The sequence below is a fragment of the Streptomyces diacarni genome, from assembly GCF_003323715.1.
Classification (GTDB): Bacteria; Actinomycetota; Actinomycetes; order Streptomycetales; family Streptomycetaceae; genus Streptomyces; species Streptomyces diacarni.
The window spans coordinates 13,223-30,387 of sequence record NZ_QOIN01000062.1 but is presented as its reverse complement, the minus strand read 5'-3'; the positions used below and the strand labels follow the sequence as shown (position 1 = coordinate 30,387).

4 protein-coding genes are annotated in these 17,165 nt (G+C 73.8%); all 4 read left to right on the top strand.

The features are described 5' to 3' along the window. The first annotated feature begins 147 nt into the window (after window positions 1-147). The gene (locus tag DTL70_RS29465; RefSeq protein WP_147266836.1) at window positions 148-9,384 is read left to right on the top strand and encodes a type I polyketide synthase; all 9,237 of its coding nucleotides are present in this window, start codon (window positions 148-150) and stop codon (window positions 9,382-9,384) included. A gap of 64 nt (window positions 9,385-9,448) precedes the next feature. Beyond that, complete coding sequence (locus tag DTL70_RS29460; protein ID WP_114025062.1) at window positions 9,449-14,314, top strand: type I polyketide synthase; 4,866 nt, start codon at window positions 9,449-9,451, stop codon at window positions 14,312-14,314. Window positions 14,315-14,379: 65 nt separating this feature from the next. Next, window positions 14,380-15,948 (top strand): FAD-dependent monooxygenase, encoded by a 1,569-nt coding sequence (locus DTL70_RS29455; RefSeq protein WP_114025061.1) that lies wholly within the window; start codon window positions 14,380-14,382, stop codon window positions 15,946-15,948. Window positions 15,949-16,132: 184 nt separating this feature from the next. Continuing rightward, the gene (locus DTL70_RS29450) at window positions 16,133-17,164 is read left to right on the top strand and encodes a 3-oxoacyl-ACP synthase III family protein (RefSeq protein ID WP_114025060.1); all 1,032 of its coding nucleotides are present in this window, start codon (window positions 16,133-16,135) and stop codon (window positions 17,162-17,164) included. Window position 17,165 lies beyond the last annotated feature (1 nt).

The window sequence follows — 17,165 nt, the reverse complement described above, 5'->3', positions numbered from 1 at the left end:
GCCCTCACCAACACCCTCGCCCACACCCACACCACCACCCACCCCCTCACCTGGCACCACCCCAACCCACACACCTCCACCCCCCTCCCCACCTACCCCTTCACCCACCACACCTACTGGCCCGATCACATCGTCACGGCGGGCGACATGGGCAGTGCCGGGCTCGCTCCCGCGGGGCATCCGTTTCTGGCGGCGGGTACCGAGATCGCCAACGGGGAGGGGCACCTGTTCGCCGGGCGTATCTCGTTGAAGTCGCATCCCTGGCTGGCCCAGCACGTGGTGCTGGAGCGGGCCGTGCTGCCGGGGACCGCGTTCGTCGAGCTCGCGCTGCACGCCGCCCACCACACCGGTGCGGGCGGGATCGGGGAACTGACGTTGCAGGCGCCGCTGCTGCTGCCCGAGCGCGGGGGCGTGCAGCTCCAGGTGGTCGTGGGCGGGGACGGCGGCGACGGTGAGCGGTCGATCACCATCCACTCGCGGCCGGAACCCGCCGACGCGGACGCGGAGCCCGATACGTGGACGTGCCACGCGGTGGGGACACTGGCCGGCGCGGCGGCGACGGCGCCGCCGCGCTCCGCGGCGGCCTGGCCGCCGGAGGGCGCCGAGCCGCTGGCCGTCGAGGGCGTGTACGACCGTTTCGCCGAGGCGGGCCTGGCCTACGGGCCGGCGTTCCGGGGCTTGTGCGCCGCTTGGCGGCGTGGCGAGGACGTGTACGCCGAGGTGGAGTTGCCGAAGGGGGTCGGCGCGGACGGGTTCGCGCTGCACCCCGCTCTGCTGGACGCGGCGCTGCACGCGACGGCGTTGGACCCGGGCGGCGAAGGGGTTCAGGCCCGGCTGCCGTTCGCCTGGCACGGGGTGGCGGTGCATGCCGTGGCCGCCAGTTCTGTGCGCGTACGTCTGCGTCGGGGCGGCGAGGGTTCCGTGTCGCTGGCGGTCGCCGATGCCGCCGGAGCCCCGGTGGCGTCCGTGGAGACGCTGGCCGCGCGTCCGGTCACGCCGGAGTCGTGGTCGGCCGCGGGCGGCAGGCGGGACGACATGTACCGGCTGGAGTGGACGCGGACCGATGTGGGAGCCGAGCCGGGTGCCGGCGGGGAGAGTCGGGCCGTCGCGGGTTGGGCCGTCGTCGGGCCTGACGCGGCACTGCTCGAACCGGAGGGCGCGGGGGCGTCCGGGCTCGCCTGTTTCGACAGTCTGTCCGCGCTGCGTCACGCCGTGCGGGACGGTGTACCGGTGCCGCGGGCGGTGTGCGTGCGCCTGTGCGGAGGGGATGCGTCCGACGAGCACGTGGGTTCGGCGGTTCTCGCCTCGACGACCCGCGCTTTCGACCTGGTGCGGGACTGGCTCGCCGACGACACGTTCGCGACTGCTCAGCTGGTCGTGCTGACGTCCGGCGCCGTGCCCGTACGGGAGGGCGAGCCCGTCCGGGATCTGGGCGCCGCCGCCGTGTGGGGGCTGCTGCGTACGGCGCAGTCGGAGCATCCGGGGCGGTTCGTCCTCGTCGACACCGATCCCCGTGCCACCGGTGTGTCCGCGCGGCAGCTGGCCACGTGGACGGCCGGCGGGGAGCCGCAGCTCGCTCTTCGCGACGGCGAGGCCTACGTGCCCCGGCTGCTGCGGGTGCGGACGGGGGACGCCCTTCAGCCGCCCGCGGGCGTCTCCAGGTGGCGGCTGGACGTGAGTGAGCCGGGCACTCTGGACAACCTCGCTCTCGTCGCACGCGCCGAGGACGAGCCCGGCGCTCCGGGGCGCCCTGTGGAGGGCATGGACGTGCAGGTGGCCGTGCGGGCCGCCGGCATGAACTTCCGGGACGTGCTGCTCACGCTGGGCCTGTACCCGGACGAGGCGGTCATCGGCGGGGAGGCGTCCGGCGTGGTGACCGCGGTCGGGCCCGAGGTGACCGGTCTGCGGCCCGGGGACCGCGTGATGGGCCTGTTCCACGACGGCGCCATGGGCCCCGCCGCGGTGACCGACCGGCGGCTGCTGACGCGCGTGCCGGCGGGCTGGTCGTTCGCGCAGGCCGCCGGCGCACCGATCGTCTTCCTGACGGCCTACTACGCGCTCACGGAACTCGTGCGGCCCGTACCGGGACAGCGGCTGCTGGTCCATGCGGCCACCGGCGGCGTGGGCATGGCCGCCACCCAGCTCGCCCGGCACCTGGGCATGGAGGTCTTCGGTACCGCGAGCCCGCCCAAGTGGGGCGCGATGCGCTCGCAGGGGTACGACGACGCGCACATCGCGAACTCGCGCACCCTGGACTTCGCGGAGGAGATCCTCCGGGCGACGGGCGGCGAGGGGGTCGACGTCGTCCTCAACTCCCTCGCTCAGGAGTTCGTCGACGCGTCGCTGCGGCTGCTGCCGAACGGCGGGCACTTCCTGGAGATGGGCAAGACGGACCTCCGCGACGTCGCGAAGGTGGAGGGCCACCACTCGGGGGTCACCTACCGCCCCTTCGAGATGTTCGAGTCGGGCCCCGACCACATCCACCGGATGCTGACCGCGCTCGACGGCCTGTTCGCCGAGGGTGTGCTGCGGCCGCTGCCCGTCACGGCCTACGACGTGCGGCACGCGCTGCCCGCCTTCCGCCGGCTGGGCCAGGCAGGTCACCTCGGCAAGCTCGTCCTCACCCTGCCGCAGCGCCCCGATCCGGCGGGCACGTTCCTGGTGACCGGCGGCACCGGCACACTGGGCGCGCTCGTCGCCCGCCACCTGGTGGAGCGGCACGGCGCCCGTCACCTGCTGCTGCTCAGCCGCCGGGGACGCGACGCCGAGGGTGCGGCGGAGCTGGAGGCAGAACTGACCGGGCTGGGCGCCCAGGTGACCCTCGCCGCCTGCGACGCCGCCGACGAGACCGCCCTGGCCGAGGTGCTCGACGCCGTACCCGAGGAGCACCCGCTGACCGCCGTGGTGCACACGGCGGGTGTCGCCGACGACGCGGTTTTCACGTCGCTGACCGGCGACCGGTTCGCCCCCGTTCTGCGGCCCAAGGTGGACGGGGCGTGGAACCTGCACCGGCTGACGCGCCACCTGGACCTGTCGGCCTTCGTGCTGTTCTCGTCCGTGGCGGGCGTCATGGGCAACCCGGGGCAGGCCAACTACGCGGCCGCGAACACCTTCTTGGACGCCCTCGCCCAGCACCGGCGCGCCATGGGCCTGCCCGCCACCTCGCTGGCGTGGGGTCTGTGGGAGCGCAGCAGCGGCATCTCGGGCAAGGTCCTCGGTGAGGCCGAGCGGGGCGGCGCGCGCTCGCTGCTGGCTCCGCTGCCCACGAGGGAGGCGCTGGACCTCTTCGACGAGGGAGCGCGCGCCGCGCACTCCGTGCTCGTGCCGGCCCGGATGAACATGCCGGCGCTGCGGGCCGCGGCCGACGCGCTGCCGTCGATGGTCCGTTCGCTGCTGCCGCGGCGGCGGCCGACAGCGCGTGCGGCGGACGAGACGTCCTCCTCGCTGCACCAGCGGCTCGCGGGTCGTACGGCGGCGGAGCAGCGGCGGATCCTGCTGGATCTGGTCCGCGAGCACGTCGGCGCGGTGCTCGGACGTGCGCCGTCGGAGCCCGTCGCCGCCGAACGTCCCTTCCAGGAGTTGGGCTTCGACTCCCTCACCGCGGTGGAACTGCGCAACCGTATGAACGCCGCGACGGGCCTGCGGCTGTCCCCCACCGTGATCTTCGATCACCCTTCGGCCGCCGCCCTCGCCACACACCTGCACACCCTCACGGCGGCGCCGGGGGCGGACGCCGCAGAGCCGACCGCCGACGCCGCGCAGACACCCCGCGACGCCGAGGCCGTCGAGGACGCCGCGTTCGCGATCGTCGGCATGGCCTGCCGCTATCCAGGGGGGATCGCCTCCCCCGACGACCTGTGGCGCGTCGTGCTGGAGGGCAGGGAAGTCATCGGCGAGTTCCCCGCGGACCGCGGCTGGGACATCGCGGACCTCTACGACCCCGACCCGGAGCAGCCCGGGAAGACCTACACGACACGGGGCGGTTTCCTCGACGCCGCGGGCGACTTCGACGCCGGGTTCTTCGCGATGAGCCCCCGGGAAGCGCTGGCCACCGACCCGCAGCAGCGGCTGCTGCTGGAGACGGGCTGGGAGACCCTGGAGCGGGCCGGGATACCGCCCGCCTCACTGCGCGGCTCACGGACCGGCGTGTACGTGGGCATGGCCGACCACCACTACGGGCTGGGCACGGACCAGACGTCGGCCGACTCCCTGGAGAGCTTCCTGCTGACCGGGGCCACCAGCAGCGTCGCGTCCGGCCGCGTCGCCTACGTGCTCGGGCTCGAAGGCCCCGCGGTCACCGTGGACACGGCCTGTTCCTCGTCGCTGGTCGCCTTGCACATGGCCTGCCAGGCCCTGCGCAGCGGCGAGTGCGACCTGGCCCTGGCGGGCGGGGTGACCGTGATGTCCTCCCCCGCGATCTTCACCGGGTTCAGCCGCCAGCGCGGGCTGTCCCCCGACGGCTCCTGCAAGGCCTTCGCGGCCTCGGCGGACGGTACCGGGTTCTCCGAGGGCATCGGGATGCTGCTCGTCGAGCGGCTGTCCGACGCGGAACGCAAGGGGCACAACGTGCTCGCGGTCGTCCGCGGCAGCGCCGTCAACCAGGACGGCGCCAGCAACGGGCTGACCGCACCCAACGGCCCCTCGCAGCAGCGCGTGATACGTCAGGCCCTCGCCGGGGCCGGTCTGTCCCCCGGCGAGCTGGACGTCGTCGAGGCGCACGGCACCGGCACCACCCTCGGCGACCCCATCGAGGCGCAGGCGGTCATGGCCGTGTACGGGCAGGACAGGCCGGCGGACCGCCCGGTGCGGATGGGCTCGGTGAAGTCCAACATCGGGCACGCGCAGCAGGCCGCCGGCGTGGCAGGTGTCATCAAGATGGTGCAGGCAATGCGGCACGGCGTCCTGCCGAAGTCCCTGCACATCGAAGCGCCGACGCCGCATGTCGACTGGGAGGCGGGCGGCGTCGCGCTGCTGACCGAGACCACCGAGTGGCCCGAGACGGGGCGCCCCCGCCGGGCCGCGGTCTCCTCCTTCGGCATCAGCGGCACCAACGCGCACGTCGTCCTCGAACAGCCCCCGGTCGCCGACGCGCGGTCCGCCGCGGCGGCGGCACCGCCCGCGGCGTTCGCGGGAGCGCCGCTGCCGTGGACGGTCTCGGCCCGCGACGGCCAGGCGCTCAGGGACCAGGCGGCGGCCCTTCGGGACCTGCTGCGCGACCATCCGGACCTGGACCTCGCTCAGACCGCCGGCGCGCTGGCCACCACCCGGTCTCCCTTCGAGCACCGCGCCGCTGTCGTCGCCGGCGACCGGGGCGAACTCCACGAAGCGCTGGCGGCGCTGGCCTCCGGTGAGCCCCACGCGGCCCTGGTCGAAGGGGTCGCGGGAAGCGACACAGGGCGTACCGTCTTCGTCTTTCCCGGGCAGGGCTCGCAGTGGGCGGGCATGGCGCTCGACCTGCTCGACAGCTCGCCCGAGTTCGCCGCCCGCCTGCGCGCGTGCGACGCGGCGGTGGAGCAGCACGCCGGTTGGTCGCCGTTGGCCGTGCTGCGCGGGGAGCCCGACGCACCCTCCCTGGAGCGGGTGGACGTCGTACAGCCGGTGCTGTTCACCGTGATGGTGGCGCTGGCCGAGCTGTGGACCTCCTGCGGCGTGGCCCCGGACACCGTCGTCGGCCACTCCCAGGGCGAGATCGCCGCCGCCTGCGTCGCGGGTGCGCTGTCCCTGGACGACGCCGCCCGCGTCGTGGTGTTCCGCAGCCGGGCCCTCACCGCGCTGGCGGGCAGCGGCGCCATGGCTTCCGTGCCACTGCCCGTCGAGGAGCTGACGGCACGCCTGGAGGCGCTGTCAGGGCGGGTGGGCGTCGCGTCGGTCAACGGGCCCGACACCACCGTGGTCTCGGGCGACCCCGACAGCGTCGAGCAGCTCGTGGCCGACTGCCGCGCCGACGGCGTGCGCGCGCGGACGATCCCCGTGGACTACGCCTCGCACTCGCACCACGTGGAGGCGATCCGCGACGAGCTGCTGAAGGTGCTCGATCCCATCGAGCCCCGCCCGGCCGACGTGCCGTTCCTGTCCACGGTGACCGGTGAAATCATCGACACCACCCGCCTGAACGCCGACTACTGGTACCGCAACCTGCGCCACACCGTGCTGTTCGCCGACGCCACACGGGCCGCACTCGACAGCGGCCACAGCCTGTTCGTCGAGGTCAGCCCGCATCCGGTGCTGACCGTGGGTCTCCAGCAGAGCCGCGACCACGCCGGTGTGAGCGCCACCGTGGTCGGCACGGTCCGCAAGGACCACGACGGCCCGCGCGAGTACCTGACCTCCCTGGCGCGGGCGCACGTGGGCGGCGCCCACGTCGACTGGCACCGGGTCTTCCGCCCGCGCCGCTCGGTACCGGCGGTCGAACTGCCGACCTACGCCTTCCGGCGGCGCCGCTACTGGCTGCTGCCCTCGGCGGGCCGGGCAGGCGCCGCCTCGGCGGGCCTGGTCGGCGCCGGGCACCCCATGCTCGGGGCGGCGCTCCCGCTGGCCGGGGACGACCGGTGCGTGCTCACGGGACGGCTGTCGGCACGGACCAGTCCCTGGCTGGCCGACCACACCGTGTTCGGCGCGACCGTGCTGCCCGGCGCGGCGTTCGCGGAGTTCGCGCTGTTCGCGGCAGCGCAGACCGAGTGCGGCGCAGTGGACGACCTGACGCTGCTGGCACCGCTGGTACTGCCCGAACAGGGCGCCGTCCAGGTCCAGATCGTCATCGACGCCCCGGACGCGGAGGGACGCCGCGCGCTCGCCGTCCACTCCCGTCCCGAATCACCGGAGCTGGACGCCCCGTGGACGCGGAACGCCCAGGGCAGCCTGTCGTCCGCCGACTCGCCGCCGCCGTCACCTCCATCGCTCACGGCGGAGGCCTGGCCGCCGCCCGGAGCCTCACCGTGCGAGACGAGCGAGGCGTACGACCGGTTCGTCGCGACCGGAATGGAGCACGGACCGGTGTTCCAGGGACTGCGCGCCGCCTGGCGCCGGGGGGACGAGTTGTACGCGGAGGTGGACCTCCCGGAGGAGATCCAGACGGACGGCTACGGCCTGCACCCCGCTCTGCTCGACTCGACACTGCACGCGCTCGGTCTCACGGACCGCGGCGGCTCCGCACAGCAGGCGTGGCTGCCGTTCGCCTGGAGCGGGATGACCCTGTACGGCGGACACGGAGCGAGGTCCCTGCGCGTGGCCCTCACCCCCGCCGGACCGGACAGCGTCGGTCTTCTGCTGTCCGACAGCGAGGGCACGCCGGTCGCGTCGATCGCCTCCCTCACCCTGCGGCCGATGAGCACGGAGCAGTTCAGCTCCGCGCTCGCCCGCGACGCCGGGCTCTCCACCCTGCTGCGCCTCGACTGGACGGACGCTCCCGCTGCGGGCGACAGCGGCGAGGGCACGCCGCAGTCGTGGGCGGTGTTGGGGGGTGGTGTCGGTGAGTGGTCGGGCCCTGTGGAGGGTGCGGGTCCGGATGTCCCGGTCTATTCGGACTTGGCGGGTCTGTTGCGTCAGGTGTCGGACGGTTCGCTGGGGACGTCGGAGTCTTCGGGGTCAGCGGAGTCGGTGGGGACAGTGGGCTCGGTGCCGGGGGTGGTGGTGTGTCCGGTGGGTGGTCTGGAGGTGTCCTCGTCGCCTGCGCGGGCCGCTCACCGGGTCGCCCGTCGGGTGCTGGACGTGGTGCGGGGGTGGTTGGGTGAGGAGCGGTTGAGCGGGTCGCGGTTGGTGCTTGTCACGCGGGGTGCGGTGGCTGCGGGCGCGGGTGAGGGTGTGCCGGACGTGGCGGCGGCGACCTGCTGGGGTCTGGTGCGTAGTGCGCAGAGTGAGAACCCGGGCCGGTTGGTGCTGGTGGATGCGGAGCCCGGTGAGGAGCCGGTGCCGTGGAGGTCGGTTGCGGCTGCGGTCGCGGGTGCGGCTTCGGCTGGGGAGTGGCAGGTGGCGCTGCGTGGGGGCCGGGTGCTGGTGCCGCGGCTGGCCAAGACCAGCGGACAGGCGGGCCTTGAAGAGGCTGACGGTGGTCTGTCGGTGTTGGGTGGTGGCGGGACGGTCCTGGTGACGGGTGGTACCGGTGTGCTGGGTGCGGCTACCGCGCGGCATCTGGTTTCCCGGTATGGGGTGGAGCGGTTGTTGCTGGTCAGCCGCAGCGGTATGGAGGCTGCGGGTGCTGCCGGCTTGGTGGCTGAGTTGGAGGGGGCGGGGGCGTGGGTGGAGGTGGCCGCGTGTGACGTGGCCGACCACGACGCACTGGCCGAACTTTTGGCTGCGATTCCGGCGGAGTATCCGTTGACGGGGGTCTTCCACACCGCCGGTGTGCTGGAGGACGCGACGCTGGGTTCGTTGACGCCGGCGGGTTTGGCGCGGGTGTTGCGGCCGAAGGTGGATGCGGCCTGGAATCTGCATGAGCTGACTCGGGATGCCGGGTTGTCGGCGTTCGTGTTGTTCTCCTCCATCGCCGGCACCCTGGGCACGCCGGGGCAGGCCAATTACGCGGCGGGCAACACGTTCCTGGACGCGTTGGCGCAGCATCGCCACGCGCAGGGTCTTCCCGCTGTCTCGTTGGCGTGGGGTTTGTGGGAGGAGACCAGCGGTATGACCGGTGCGCTGGCCGGCACCGACCGCGACCGACTGACCCGGGGCGGACTGGTCCCCCTGACCACCGAGCAGGGCATGACACTGCTCGACACCGCGCTCGCCACCCCGCATCCCCCCGTCCGCGTCCCGGCACAGCTGGACCTGCCCACGCTGCGGGGGCATGCCGCGGCGGGGCTGCTGCCTCCCGTGCTGCGCACCATGGTGCCGGCGCGTGCCCGGCGGGCCGAAAGAGCCGGCCAGTCGCTGCCCGAACGGCTGGCGGGACTGGACGCCGCCGCACAGCACGAGACGGTTCTCAGCAGCCTGCGCGGCACCGTCGCCGCCGTACTGGGTCACAGCAGCGCGGACGACGTCGACCCGGACCGCGCGTTCAAGGACCTCGGCTTCGACTCGCTCACCGCGGTGGAGCTGCGCAACCGACTGGTTGCCCTCACGGGACTCTCGCTGCCCGCGACGCTGGTCTTCGACTACCCGACCGCCGAGGCGCTGACCGGCTATCTGCTCGAACACATTGCACCGCCGAAGACCCATCCATCCGACACGGTCCTCGCCCAACTCGACCGACTCGAGGCCACGCTGAACACACTCACCGCGGACGACAGCGGTGACGGTGGAGCGGACGTGGCGCAGCGGCTGCGCGCCCTCGCAGCGCGCTGGGACGAGGCGCCCCGCCGGACGGAGACAGACGTCGACGAGCGGCTGAGCAGCGCCTCGGCCGCGGAGGTCCTGGACTTCATCGACAAGGAGCTGAGAGGCGCCTGAGCGGGTTCCCGGGTCGCCATCGCAACGCGCCGGCGAGCTCAGCAGACGGATTTGAGGATCAACAATGGACGTGACCGACCAGGACAAGCTCGTCGACTACCTCAAGTGGGTCACGGGCGACCTGCACCGCACCCGGCGGCGGCTGGAGGAGCTGGAGGAGGCCGATCGGGAGCCGATCGCGATCGTCGCGGCGAGCTGCCGCTACCCCGGGGGCGTGCGGAGCCCGGAGGGGCTGTGGCGGCTGGTGAGCGAGGGCACCGACGCGGTCTCGGAGTTCCCCACCGACCGCGACTGGCCCCTCGACCAGCTCTACGATCCGGACCCCGAGCGGACGGGCACGTCGTACAGCCGCGAGGGCGGATTCCTGCACGACGCCGCGTACTTCGACGCGCACTTCTTCGGGATCAGTCCCCGCGAGGCGACCGCGATCGACCCGCAGCAGCGGCTGCTGCTGGAGACGGCCTGGGAGGCGATCGAGCGGGCCGGTGTCGTCCCGGCATCCCTGAGGGGCAGCGCCACGGGCGTCTTCATGGGCGTGATGTACGACGACTACGCATCGCGGATGTACCCGCGCCCGCCTGCGGGGTTCGAGGGATATCTCGGCAACGGCAGCGCGGGCAGCGTGGCCTCGGGGCGGATCTCCTACACGCTCGGTCTTGAGGGCCCCGCGGTGACGGTGGACACCGCCTGCTCCTCGTCGCTCGTGGCCCTCCACCTCGCCTGCCAGGCGATCCGCCGGGGCGAGTGCGGGGCGGCGCTGGCCGGTGGTGTGACGGTGATGGCGACGCCCGGGGTGTTCGTGGAGTTCAGCAGGCAACGTGGGCTGGCGCCGGACGGGCGGTGCAAGTCCTTCGCCGCCGCCGCGGACGGCGCGGGCTGGGCCGAAGGTGCCGGGGTCGTGCTGCTGGAACGTCTCTCCACGGCCCGCGAGCAGGGGCATCCGGTGCTGGCCGTCGTCCGTGGCGGCGCGGTCAATCAGGACGGGGCGAGCAACGGTCTGACGGCTCCGAACGGACCCTCGCAACAGCGCCTCATCCGGCAGGCCCTGGCCGACGCCCGGCTGACCGGAACGGATGTCGACGTCGTGGAGGCGCACGGTACGGGCACCACACTGGGCGACCCGATCGAGGCGCAGGCGCTGCTGGCGACGTATGGGCACAGCCGGCCGGCGGATCGGCCGCTGTGGCTGGGCTCGGTGAAGTCGAACATCGGGCACACGCAGGCCGCCGCCGGTGTGGCGGGTGTGATCAAGATGGTGGAGGCGATGCGGCACGGCATGCTCCCGCGCACACTGCACGTGGACGAGCCCACCCCGCACGTGGACTGGTCCACGGGTGCGGTGCGGCTGCTGACCGAGTCGACTCAGTGGCCCGAGACGGGGCACCCTCGCCGGGCTGCGGTCTCCTCCTTCGGCATCAGCGGCACCAACGCCCATCTCATCCTCGAAGCCCCACCCGCACCCCCGCAGGACTCGGCGGCGGAGCCGGAGTGCGACGACTCCGAGTCCGGCGACGCCACCACCCCGAGCGTGAGCGGCCCGGTGGCCTGGGCCATCTCGGCCCGCGACGAGCAGGCGCTGCGCAGCCAGGCCGCACAGCTGCGCCACCGCGTACTGGCGGATCCCGCGCTCGACCCGGCCGAGGTCGCCAGAGCCCTGGCGACCAGCCGCACCCACTTCGGCCGGCGGGCCGTGGTGATCGGCGAGGACCGTACGGCACTGCTGCGCGGCCTGGAGGCACTGTCGCGGGGCGAGCCCGACCCGTCCCTCGTCGTCGACACCGTCCGGCCGGGCGGCTCCTCGGCCTTCCTCTTCTCCGGGCAGGGCAGCCAGCGTCCGGGGGCGGGCCGTGAGCTCTACGAAGCCTTTCCCGTGTACGCCGAGGCGTACGACGAGATCTGCGACCTGCTCGGCCCCGAGCTCGAACGGCCCCTGCGCGACGTGGCGTTCGCCGGCCCCGCGGAGCCGCATGCCCAGCTGCTCGACACCACCCTCTACACGCAGGCCTCGCTGTTCGCCCTGCAAACCGCGCAGTTCCGCCTCGCCGAGTCCTTCGGCGTCGCTCCCGACCTCGTCGCGGGCCACTCACTGGGCGAGATCACCGCGGCCCACGTGGCGGGCGTCCTGTCGCTGCCCGACGCGTGCACCCTGGTCGCGGCGCGCGGCCGGCTCATGGCGGAGCGGGGGCGGCCCGGCGGGGCGATGGTGTCGGTACGTGCGGCCGAGGACGACGTACGCGCCTCCCTCGCCGACTACGAGGGGCGGGTCGCGGTCGCCGCGGTCAACGGGCCGCGCGCCACGGTGGTCTCGGGCGACGAGGACGCCGTCGCGGAGCTCGCCGCCCTGTGGAAGGGGCGGGGGCACAGGACGCGGGCGCTGAACGTGAGCCACGCCTTCCACTCCCCGCACATGGAGGGCATGCTCGACGGCTTCCGCGCCGTCGCACGCACCCTGTCGTACTCCCCCGCGCGCATCCCCGTCGTCACCGGTGTCACCGGACGCGTCGCGGCGGACGAGGAGTTGGGCTCGCCCGAGCACTGGGCCGGTCACGTGCACCGTACGGTGAGGTTCGCCGACTGCGTGCGCACGCTGCACGAGCGGGGCGTGACCCGCTATCTGGAACTCGGTCCTGACGCCACGCTGGCCCCGCTGGCCCGGGACTGCGTGCCCGACGACGACGCCGAACCGGTGACGATGTCGCTGCTGCGTGCCAGGCGGTCCGAGAAGCGCACGCTGCTCACCGCGCTGGGCCGACTGCACGGGTCCGGCCACCGCGTCGACTGGGCACGTGTGTTCGGGCCGTCCTCGGGGCGGCACGTGGAGCTGCCGACCTACCCCTTCCAGCGGCAGCGCCACTGGCTGGAGCAGCCGGCTGCGGAGCACACGAACCGCACGGAGGATGTCTTCTGGCAGGCGGTCGAGACCACCGACCTCGACCGGCTCTCCGCCGCGCTCGGCCTCACCTCGGAGCAGCGGGCTTCGCTGCGGACGGTGCTGCCGAACCTCTCCGCTTGGCGCCGGCGGGACACCTGGGGTTACCGGACACGCTGGACCCAGTCGGCCATGGAGGCCCCGCCCGCGCCGCTGCGGGACAGCTGGCTGCTCCTCGTACCCGAAGAGGCGTCCGGGGACCCGCTGGTGGCTGCGGCCGACGCGGCACTGAGGGAGGCGGGGGCACAGACCGTACAGGTGCCCGTCGGGCCTCTTCGCGGAAGCGATCCGGACGGCCGTACGGAAACGCTGACCGGGGCGCTGCGCCACTGCGCGGGCACCGGAACGGGCCCTGTTGCCGGGGCGCTCTGGCTCGCGGCGCTCGAAGCGGGATCCGGAGCAACGCACGCAGCGCGGCCCCACGCGGAGCAGGATGCGGGGCCCCACCCGGAGCGGGGCGCGGGCACCGACCGGCAGCGCGGCGAGCGGGATCGGACGGCGCTGATCGCCCGGGCGATGAAGGACGCCGGAGTGCGCGCGCCTCTGTGGCTCGCCACCCGCGGTGCCGTGCCCGTCCCGTGCGGCGACCCGTCGGCCGATCCCTCGCAGGCGCGTGCGTGGGCGGCGGGGCGCGCACTCGCGGTGGAGAGCCCCGAGCTGTGGGGCGGCGCGGTCGATCTGCCGCTCGCCCTGACGGAGGGCGGCGGCCGGCTGCTGTCCGCGGTACTCGGCCGCGCCAGCGGGGAGAACCAGGTGGCGGTCCGTGACACCGGGGTCCACGCACCGCGGCTGACGCGCATCGCCTTGTCCGACGCGCCGCCGTCCCGTTCCTGGCAGCCGCGGGGCAGCGTGCTGGTAGTCGGTGCGGACACGGTCCTCGGCGCGGCCGCTGCTCGGTGGCTCGCCGCGCACGGCGCCGCGCACCTGCTGCTGGCGGGCGCGGCCGAGGAGAGCAGCGCGGAGGTCAAGGAGCTGACCACCGCCCTGGACGAGCTCGGCGCGACCTGGAGGTACACCACCGCCCGGCCGACCGACCGTGAGGCCCTGGCACGGCTGCTGGAGCCGGCCGACGGTGGACACGGGCCGCTGACGGGCGTGGTGGACGCCGGAGCGGCCGAGACGGCAGAGGCGGCAGAGGCGGCAGAGGCGGCTGTGCGCATCCTTGAGGAGCTGGCCGCCGACGTACAGCTGGACGCCTTCGCCGTGCTGCGCCCCGCGCCCGGCCTCGGCCTCCCCCTGCGGGGCGGGGAAGCTCCCACGGACGCGGTGTCACCGGATCGTGCGGTCTTCGCCCACGCGCTGGTGGAGGCGGCGATGCGGCGCCGCCGTGCGCGGGGCCTCCCGGGGCTGCTGGTCTCCTGGGGCCCGTACGCGCCGGTGCCCTCGGCCGGGACCGTGTCGGGTGGCGCGGCCGGTGCCGGGACGGACGCGGACGGCGCCCTCGCGTCGGCGGGGCTGGGTACCACGGTGCCCGATCTCGCCATGGACGTGCTGGCGCACGCCGCGCACCAGGACGACGAGCCGCTGCTGACCGTGGCCGAGGTGGACTGGGAACGGTTCGTCTCCGCGACGGCCGGCGCCGGTGTCGACCCGCTGCTGCGGGAGGTGGCGGGCGCGCAGGCCGCCCCTGACGGCACACCGCCGGACTCCCTGCTGCTGCGGCGGCTGCGGGAGACCCCCGAGGCCGAGCGGCCGGGCGTGCTGCTGGAGGAGATACGCACCCGTACCGCTGCCGTCCTGGGGCTGGCGGCAGAGGCACTCGACGCCGACGCGAACCTGTTCGAGCTGGGGCTCAGCTCGATGAGCGCGCTCGAACTGAGCTCCGGAATCCGGCAGTCCGGGCTCGCGCTGACACCGGCCGCGGTCTTCGACCACCCGACGCCGCAGGCGCTGGCCCTCCACCTGAGTGCGGAACTCGCCACCCACAGCCCTCCCCCCGCGGCGGATCCTGCGGCGGGCCCCACCACGGGCCCCACAGCGGGCCCCCTGACCGAGTCGTGAGCGATCCCGCCGCCCGTCCCACACGTGCCAGACCCCCTGAACGGCCCAGAACCGAGGAGAGTTGCATGCGTCCCATCGTCGCCGTCGCCGGCGCAGGACCCGTAGGACTGATGCTCGCAGGCGAGCTGAGCGAAGCGGGCGTGCGGACCGTCGTGCTCGAACAGCGGGGTGAGCCGCGCACGACCTCCCCGGGCATGGCCATCAACCCGACCGTCGTGGAACTGCTCACGCAGCGCGGCGTCATGGAAGCGCTCCGCGGGGAAGGCATGGAGCTGCCACAGGCGTTCTTCGCCCACCTGCCGCTGGACCCGGCGAGGTTGCCGGAGCAGCGCGCGTACAACTTCATGGTGGCGCAGACCCGGCTGGAGTACCGTCTGGAGGAGCGTGCCGTCGAGGCGGGCGCCGACATCCGCCGGGGGCACCGGATCACCGGTGTCACGCAGGACGACGAGAGCGGCGGCGTGCGGGTGCGGGTGCGCGCGGACGGCGCCGAACAGACGCTGCAATGCCGCTATCTGGTGGGCTGCGACGGCGAGGCGAGCACCGTGCGAGAGGCGGCGGGCATCGCCTTTCCCGGGCGGGAGACGCCGTTCTACGGGCTCGTCGGGGATTTCGACATCACCGACGAGTTGTTCGGGCGCCTCGGCGCGCACCAGTACGCCGACGGGCTGTTCACGGTGGCGCCCACCAGTCCCTCCACCCTGCGGGTCACCGTCGGGGAGTTCGGGGTGAGGCCGCCGGATCCCGACACGCCGGCCACCGTCGAGGAGCTGCGCCGCCTGGCCCGGCGGATCACGGGTGACGACATCACTCTGGACAAGCCGCACTGGCTCGACCGGTGGTTCAACAGGGCGCGGCAGGCGGACGGTTACCGCAGCGGGTCCGTGTTCCTGGCCGGGGACGCCGCACACATCCAGTTCCCGCTGGGCGGACTGGCCCTGAGCACCGGCATCGAGGACGCGGTCAACCTCGGCTGGAAGCTGGCCGCCGACATGCGAGGACGGGCTCCGGCGGGCCTGCTGGACACCTACGACAGCGAACGGCGCCCGGTCGGTGCCCGCACCTGCTCCGTCACGGGCGCGCAGGCCGCGCTGATGCAGCCCGGTGACCGGGCCGCCCCCGTGCGCGAGCTGCTGCGCGAACTGATCGAGTACGACGACGTCAACGCGCACCTCGTGCGGACCGTCGGCGGCCTCGACAGCCGGTATCCCCTCGGACCCGCCGGCGAGGACGGCCAGGACAGCCGTGACGGCCAGGACGGCGAGGACGGCGAGGACGGCGAGGACGGCGAGAACGGCGGGCCGCGAGCGCACGCCCTCACCGGACAGCGGCCGGGCGACATTCCACTCCGCACCGCCGACGGCGAGGAGACCAGCCTGGCGCGGCTCCTGCTGCCGGGGCACGGGGTCCTCCTCGCACTGACCGGCGCGGCGTCCGAGTCGGCCGACGTCGGCGGCTGGCGGGACAGGGTCGACGTCGTCGTCGCGGAGCCCACCGAGCGCATCGGTGCGCGCGCGGTGCTGCTGCGCCCCGACGGGCGCGTCGCCTGGGCAGCCGACGGCGGCGACGCGGACTCGGACCACGCCGGACTGCGCGCCGCGCTGGAACGGTGGTTCGGCCCGGCGGCGGGCTGAGGCGGCACCTGCCGCGTGCCACCGCACCCGCCGCCGGCACAGGCAGCACCTGACACGTGCCACCGGACCGGCAGCGCGCCGAAGCGCACGGGATCGGGGCGGGCCCGTGTGCGCCGTGAGCCCTCGACTAGGGCGGCTTTAGGCAGCGGGACGAACCTGGCAACCGACATCGGGAAGGAAGAGAATGGACCGTCGCGACATCCACGTCCTCGCTGCTGGGACCGTGCTCCCCGGGCCACCGGTGGACAACGCGGAACTGACGCGGCGGTTCTCCATGCCGCCGGTGTGGGAGGAGTGGATCGACACCTTCGTGGGAACGCGCCGCCGCCACCTGGCCACCGACCTGGAGACCGGGCAGGTGCGCTGGTCGCTGGCCGACATGGGCGAGGCCGCGGCCTCGCGGGCGCTTCAGACCGCGGGCCTGCGGGCCGGCGACATCGATCTGATGGTGCTCAGCACCGCCTCACCCGACCTGCTGATGCCCGCGACGGTCAACGTCGTCGCCGACCGCCTCGGCGTCGACGGCGTGCCCACCTACCAACTCCAGTCCGGCTGCTGCGGCGCGCTCCAGGCCCTGGAACTCGCCCGCACGATGCTGTCGGCCGGCGGCCGCCGTACCGCCCTCGTCGTGGGAGCCGAGAGCTGCGCCAAGCATCTCGATCTGACGGTCGACGTCGCCGGCCTGCCGGCGTCCGAGCAGATCAACGGCGTGCTCTTCGGCGACGGCGCCGGGGCGGTGGTGCTCGGCACCGATCCGCTGCCCGGCACGCCCGTGCTCCGCGGGGTCACGCAGCGACTGGTGGGCCTGGGGCGTGAACCCGGGCAGCTCGTCGAGTGGTTCGGCCGCGCCGACCGGCACACCGACCGGCAGGCCGTCCGTGAGGACTACAAGGCCATCGAGGAATCCGTACCGCCCATGGCGTGCGAAGTCCTCGACGAGCTCCTCGACGAGCTGGACTGGAAGGAGACCGATGTGGACTTCCTGCTGCCTCCGCAGCTCGGCGGCAGGATGACGGAGCGTATCGTCGCCGGTCTTGACCTGCCGGGCGCCACCGAGGTGAGCCTCGTCGCGGACATCGGCAACACCGGCAACGCGGCCCCCTGGTTCCAGCTGGAGCAGGCACTGAGCCGGATGCGGGAGGGTGACCGCGCCGTCGGCATCGCGGTGGAGTCCAGCAAGTGGATCAAAGCCGGTTTCGCGCTGGAGGTGTGCTGAG

What these genes read in the sequence shown, in the direction of transcription:
- DTL70_RS29465 (WP_147266836.1), top strand. Translation starts at nt 148, where the DNA reads ATGGGCAGTGCCGGGCTCGCTCCCGCGGGGCATCCGTTTCTGGCGGCG.
- DTL70_RS29460 (WP_114025062.1), top strand. Translation starts at nt 9,449, where the DNA reads ATGGACGTGACCGACCAGGACAAGCTCGTCGACTACCTCAAGTGGGTC.
- DTL70_RS29455 (WP_114025061.1), top strand. Translation starts at nt 14,380, where the DNA reads ATGCGTCCCATCGTCGCCGTCGCCGGCGCAGGACCCGTAGGACTGATG.
- DTL70_RS29450 (WP_114025060.1), top strand. Translation starts at nt 16,133, where the DNA reads ATGGACCGTCGCGACATCCACGTCCTCGCTGCTGGGACCGTGCTCCCC.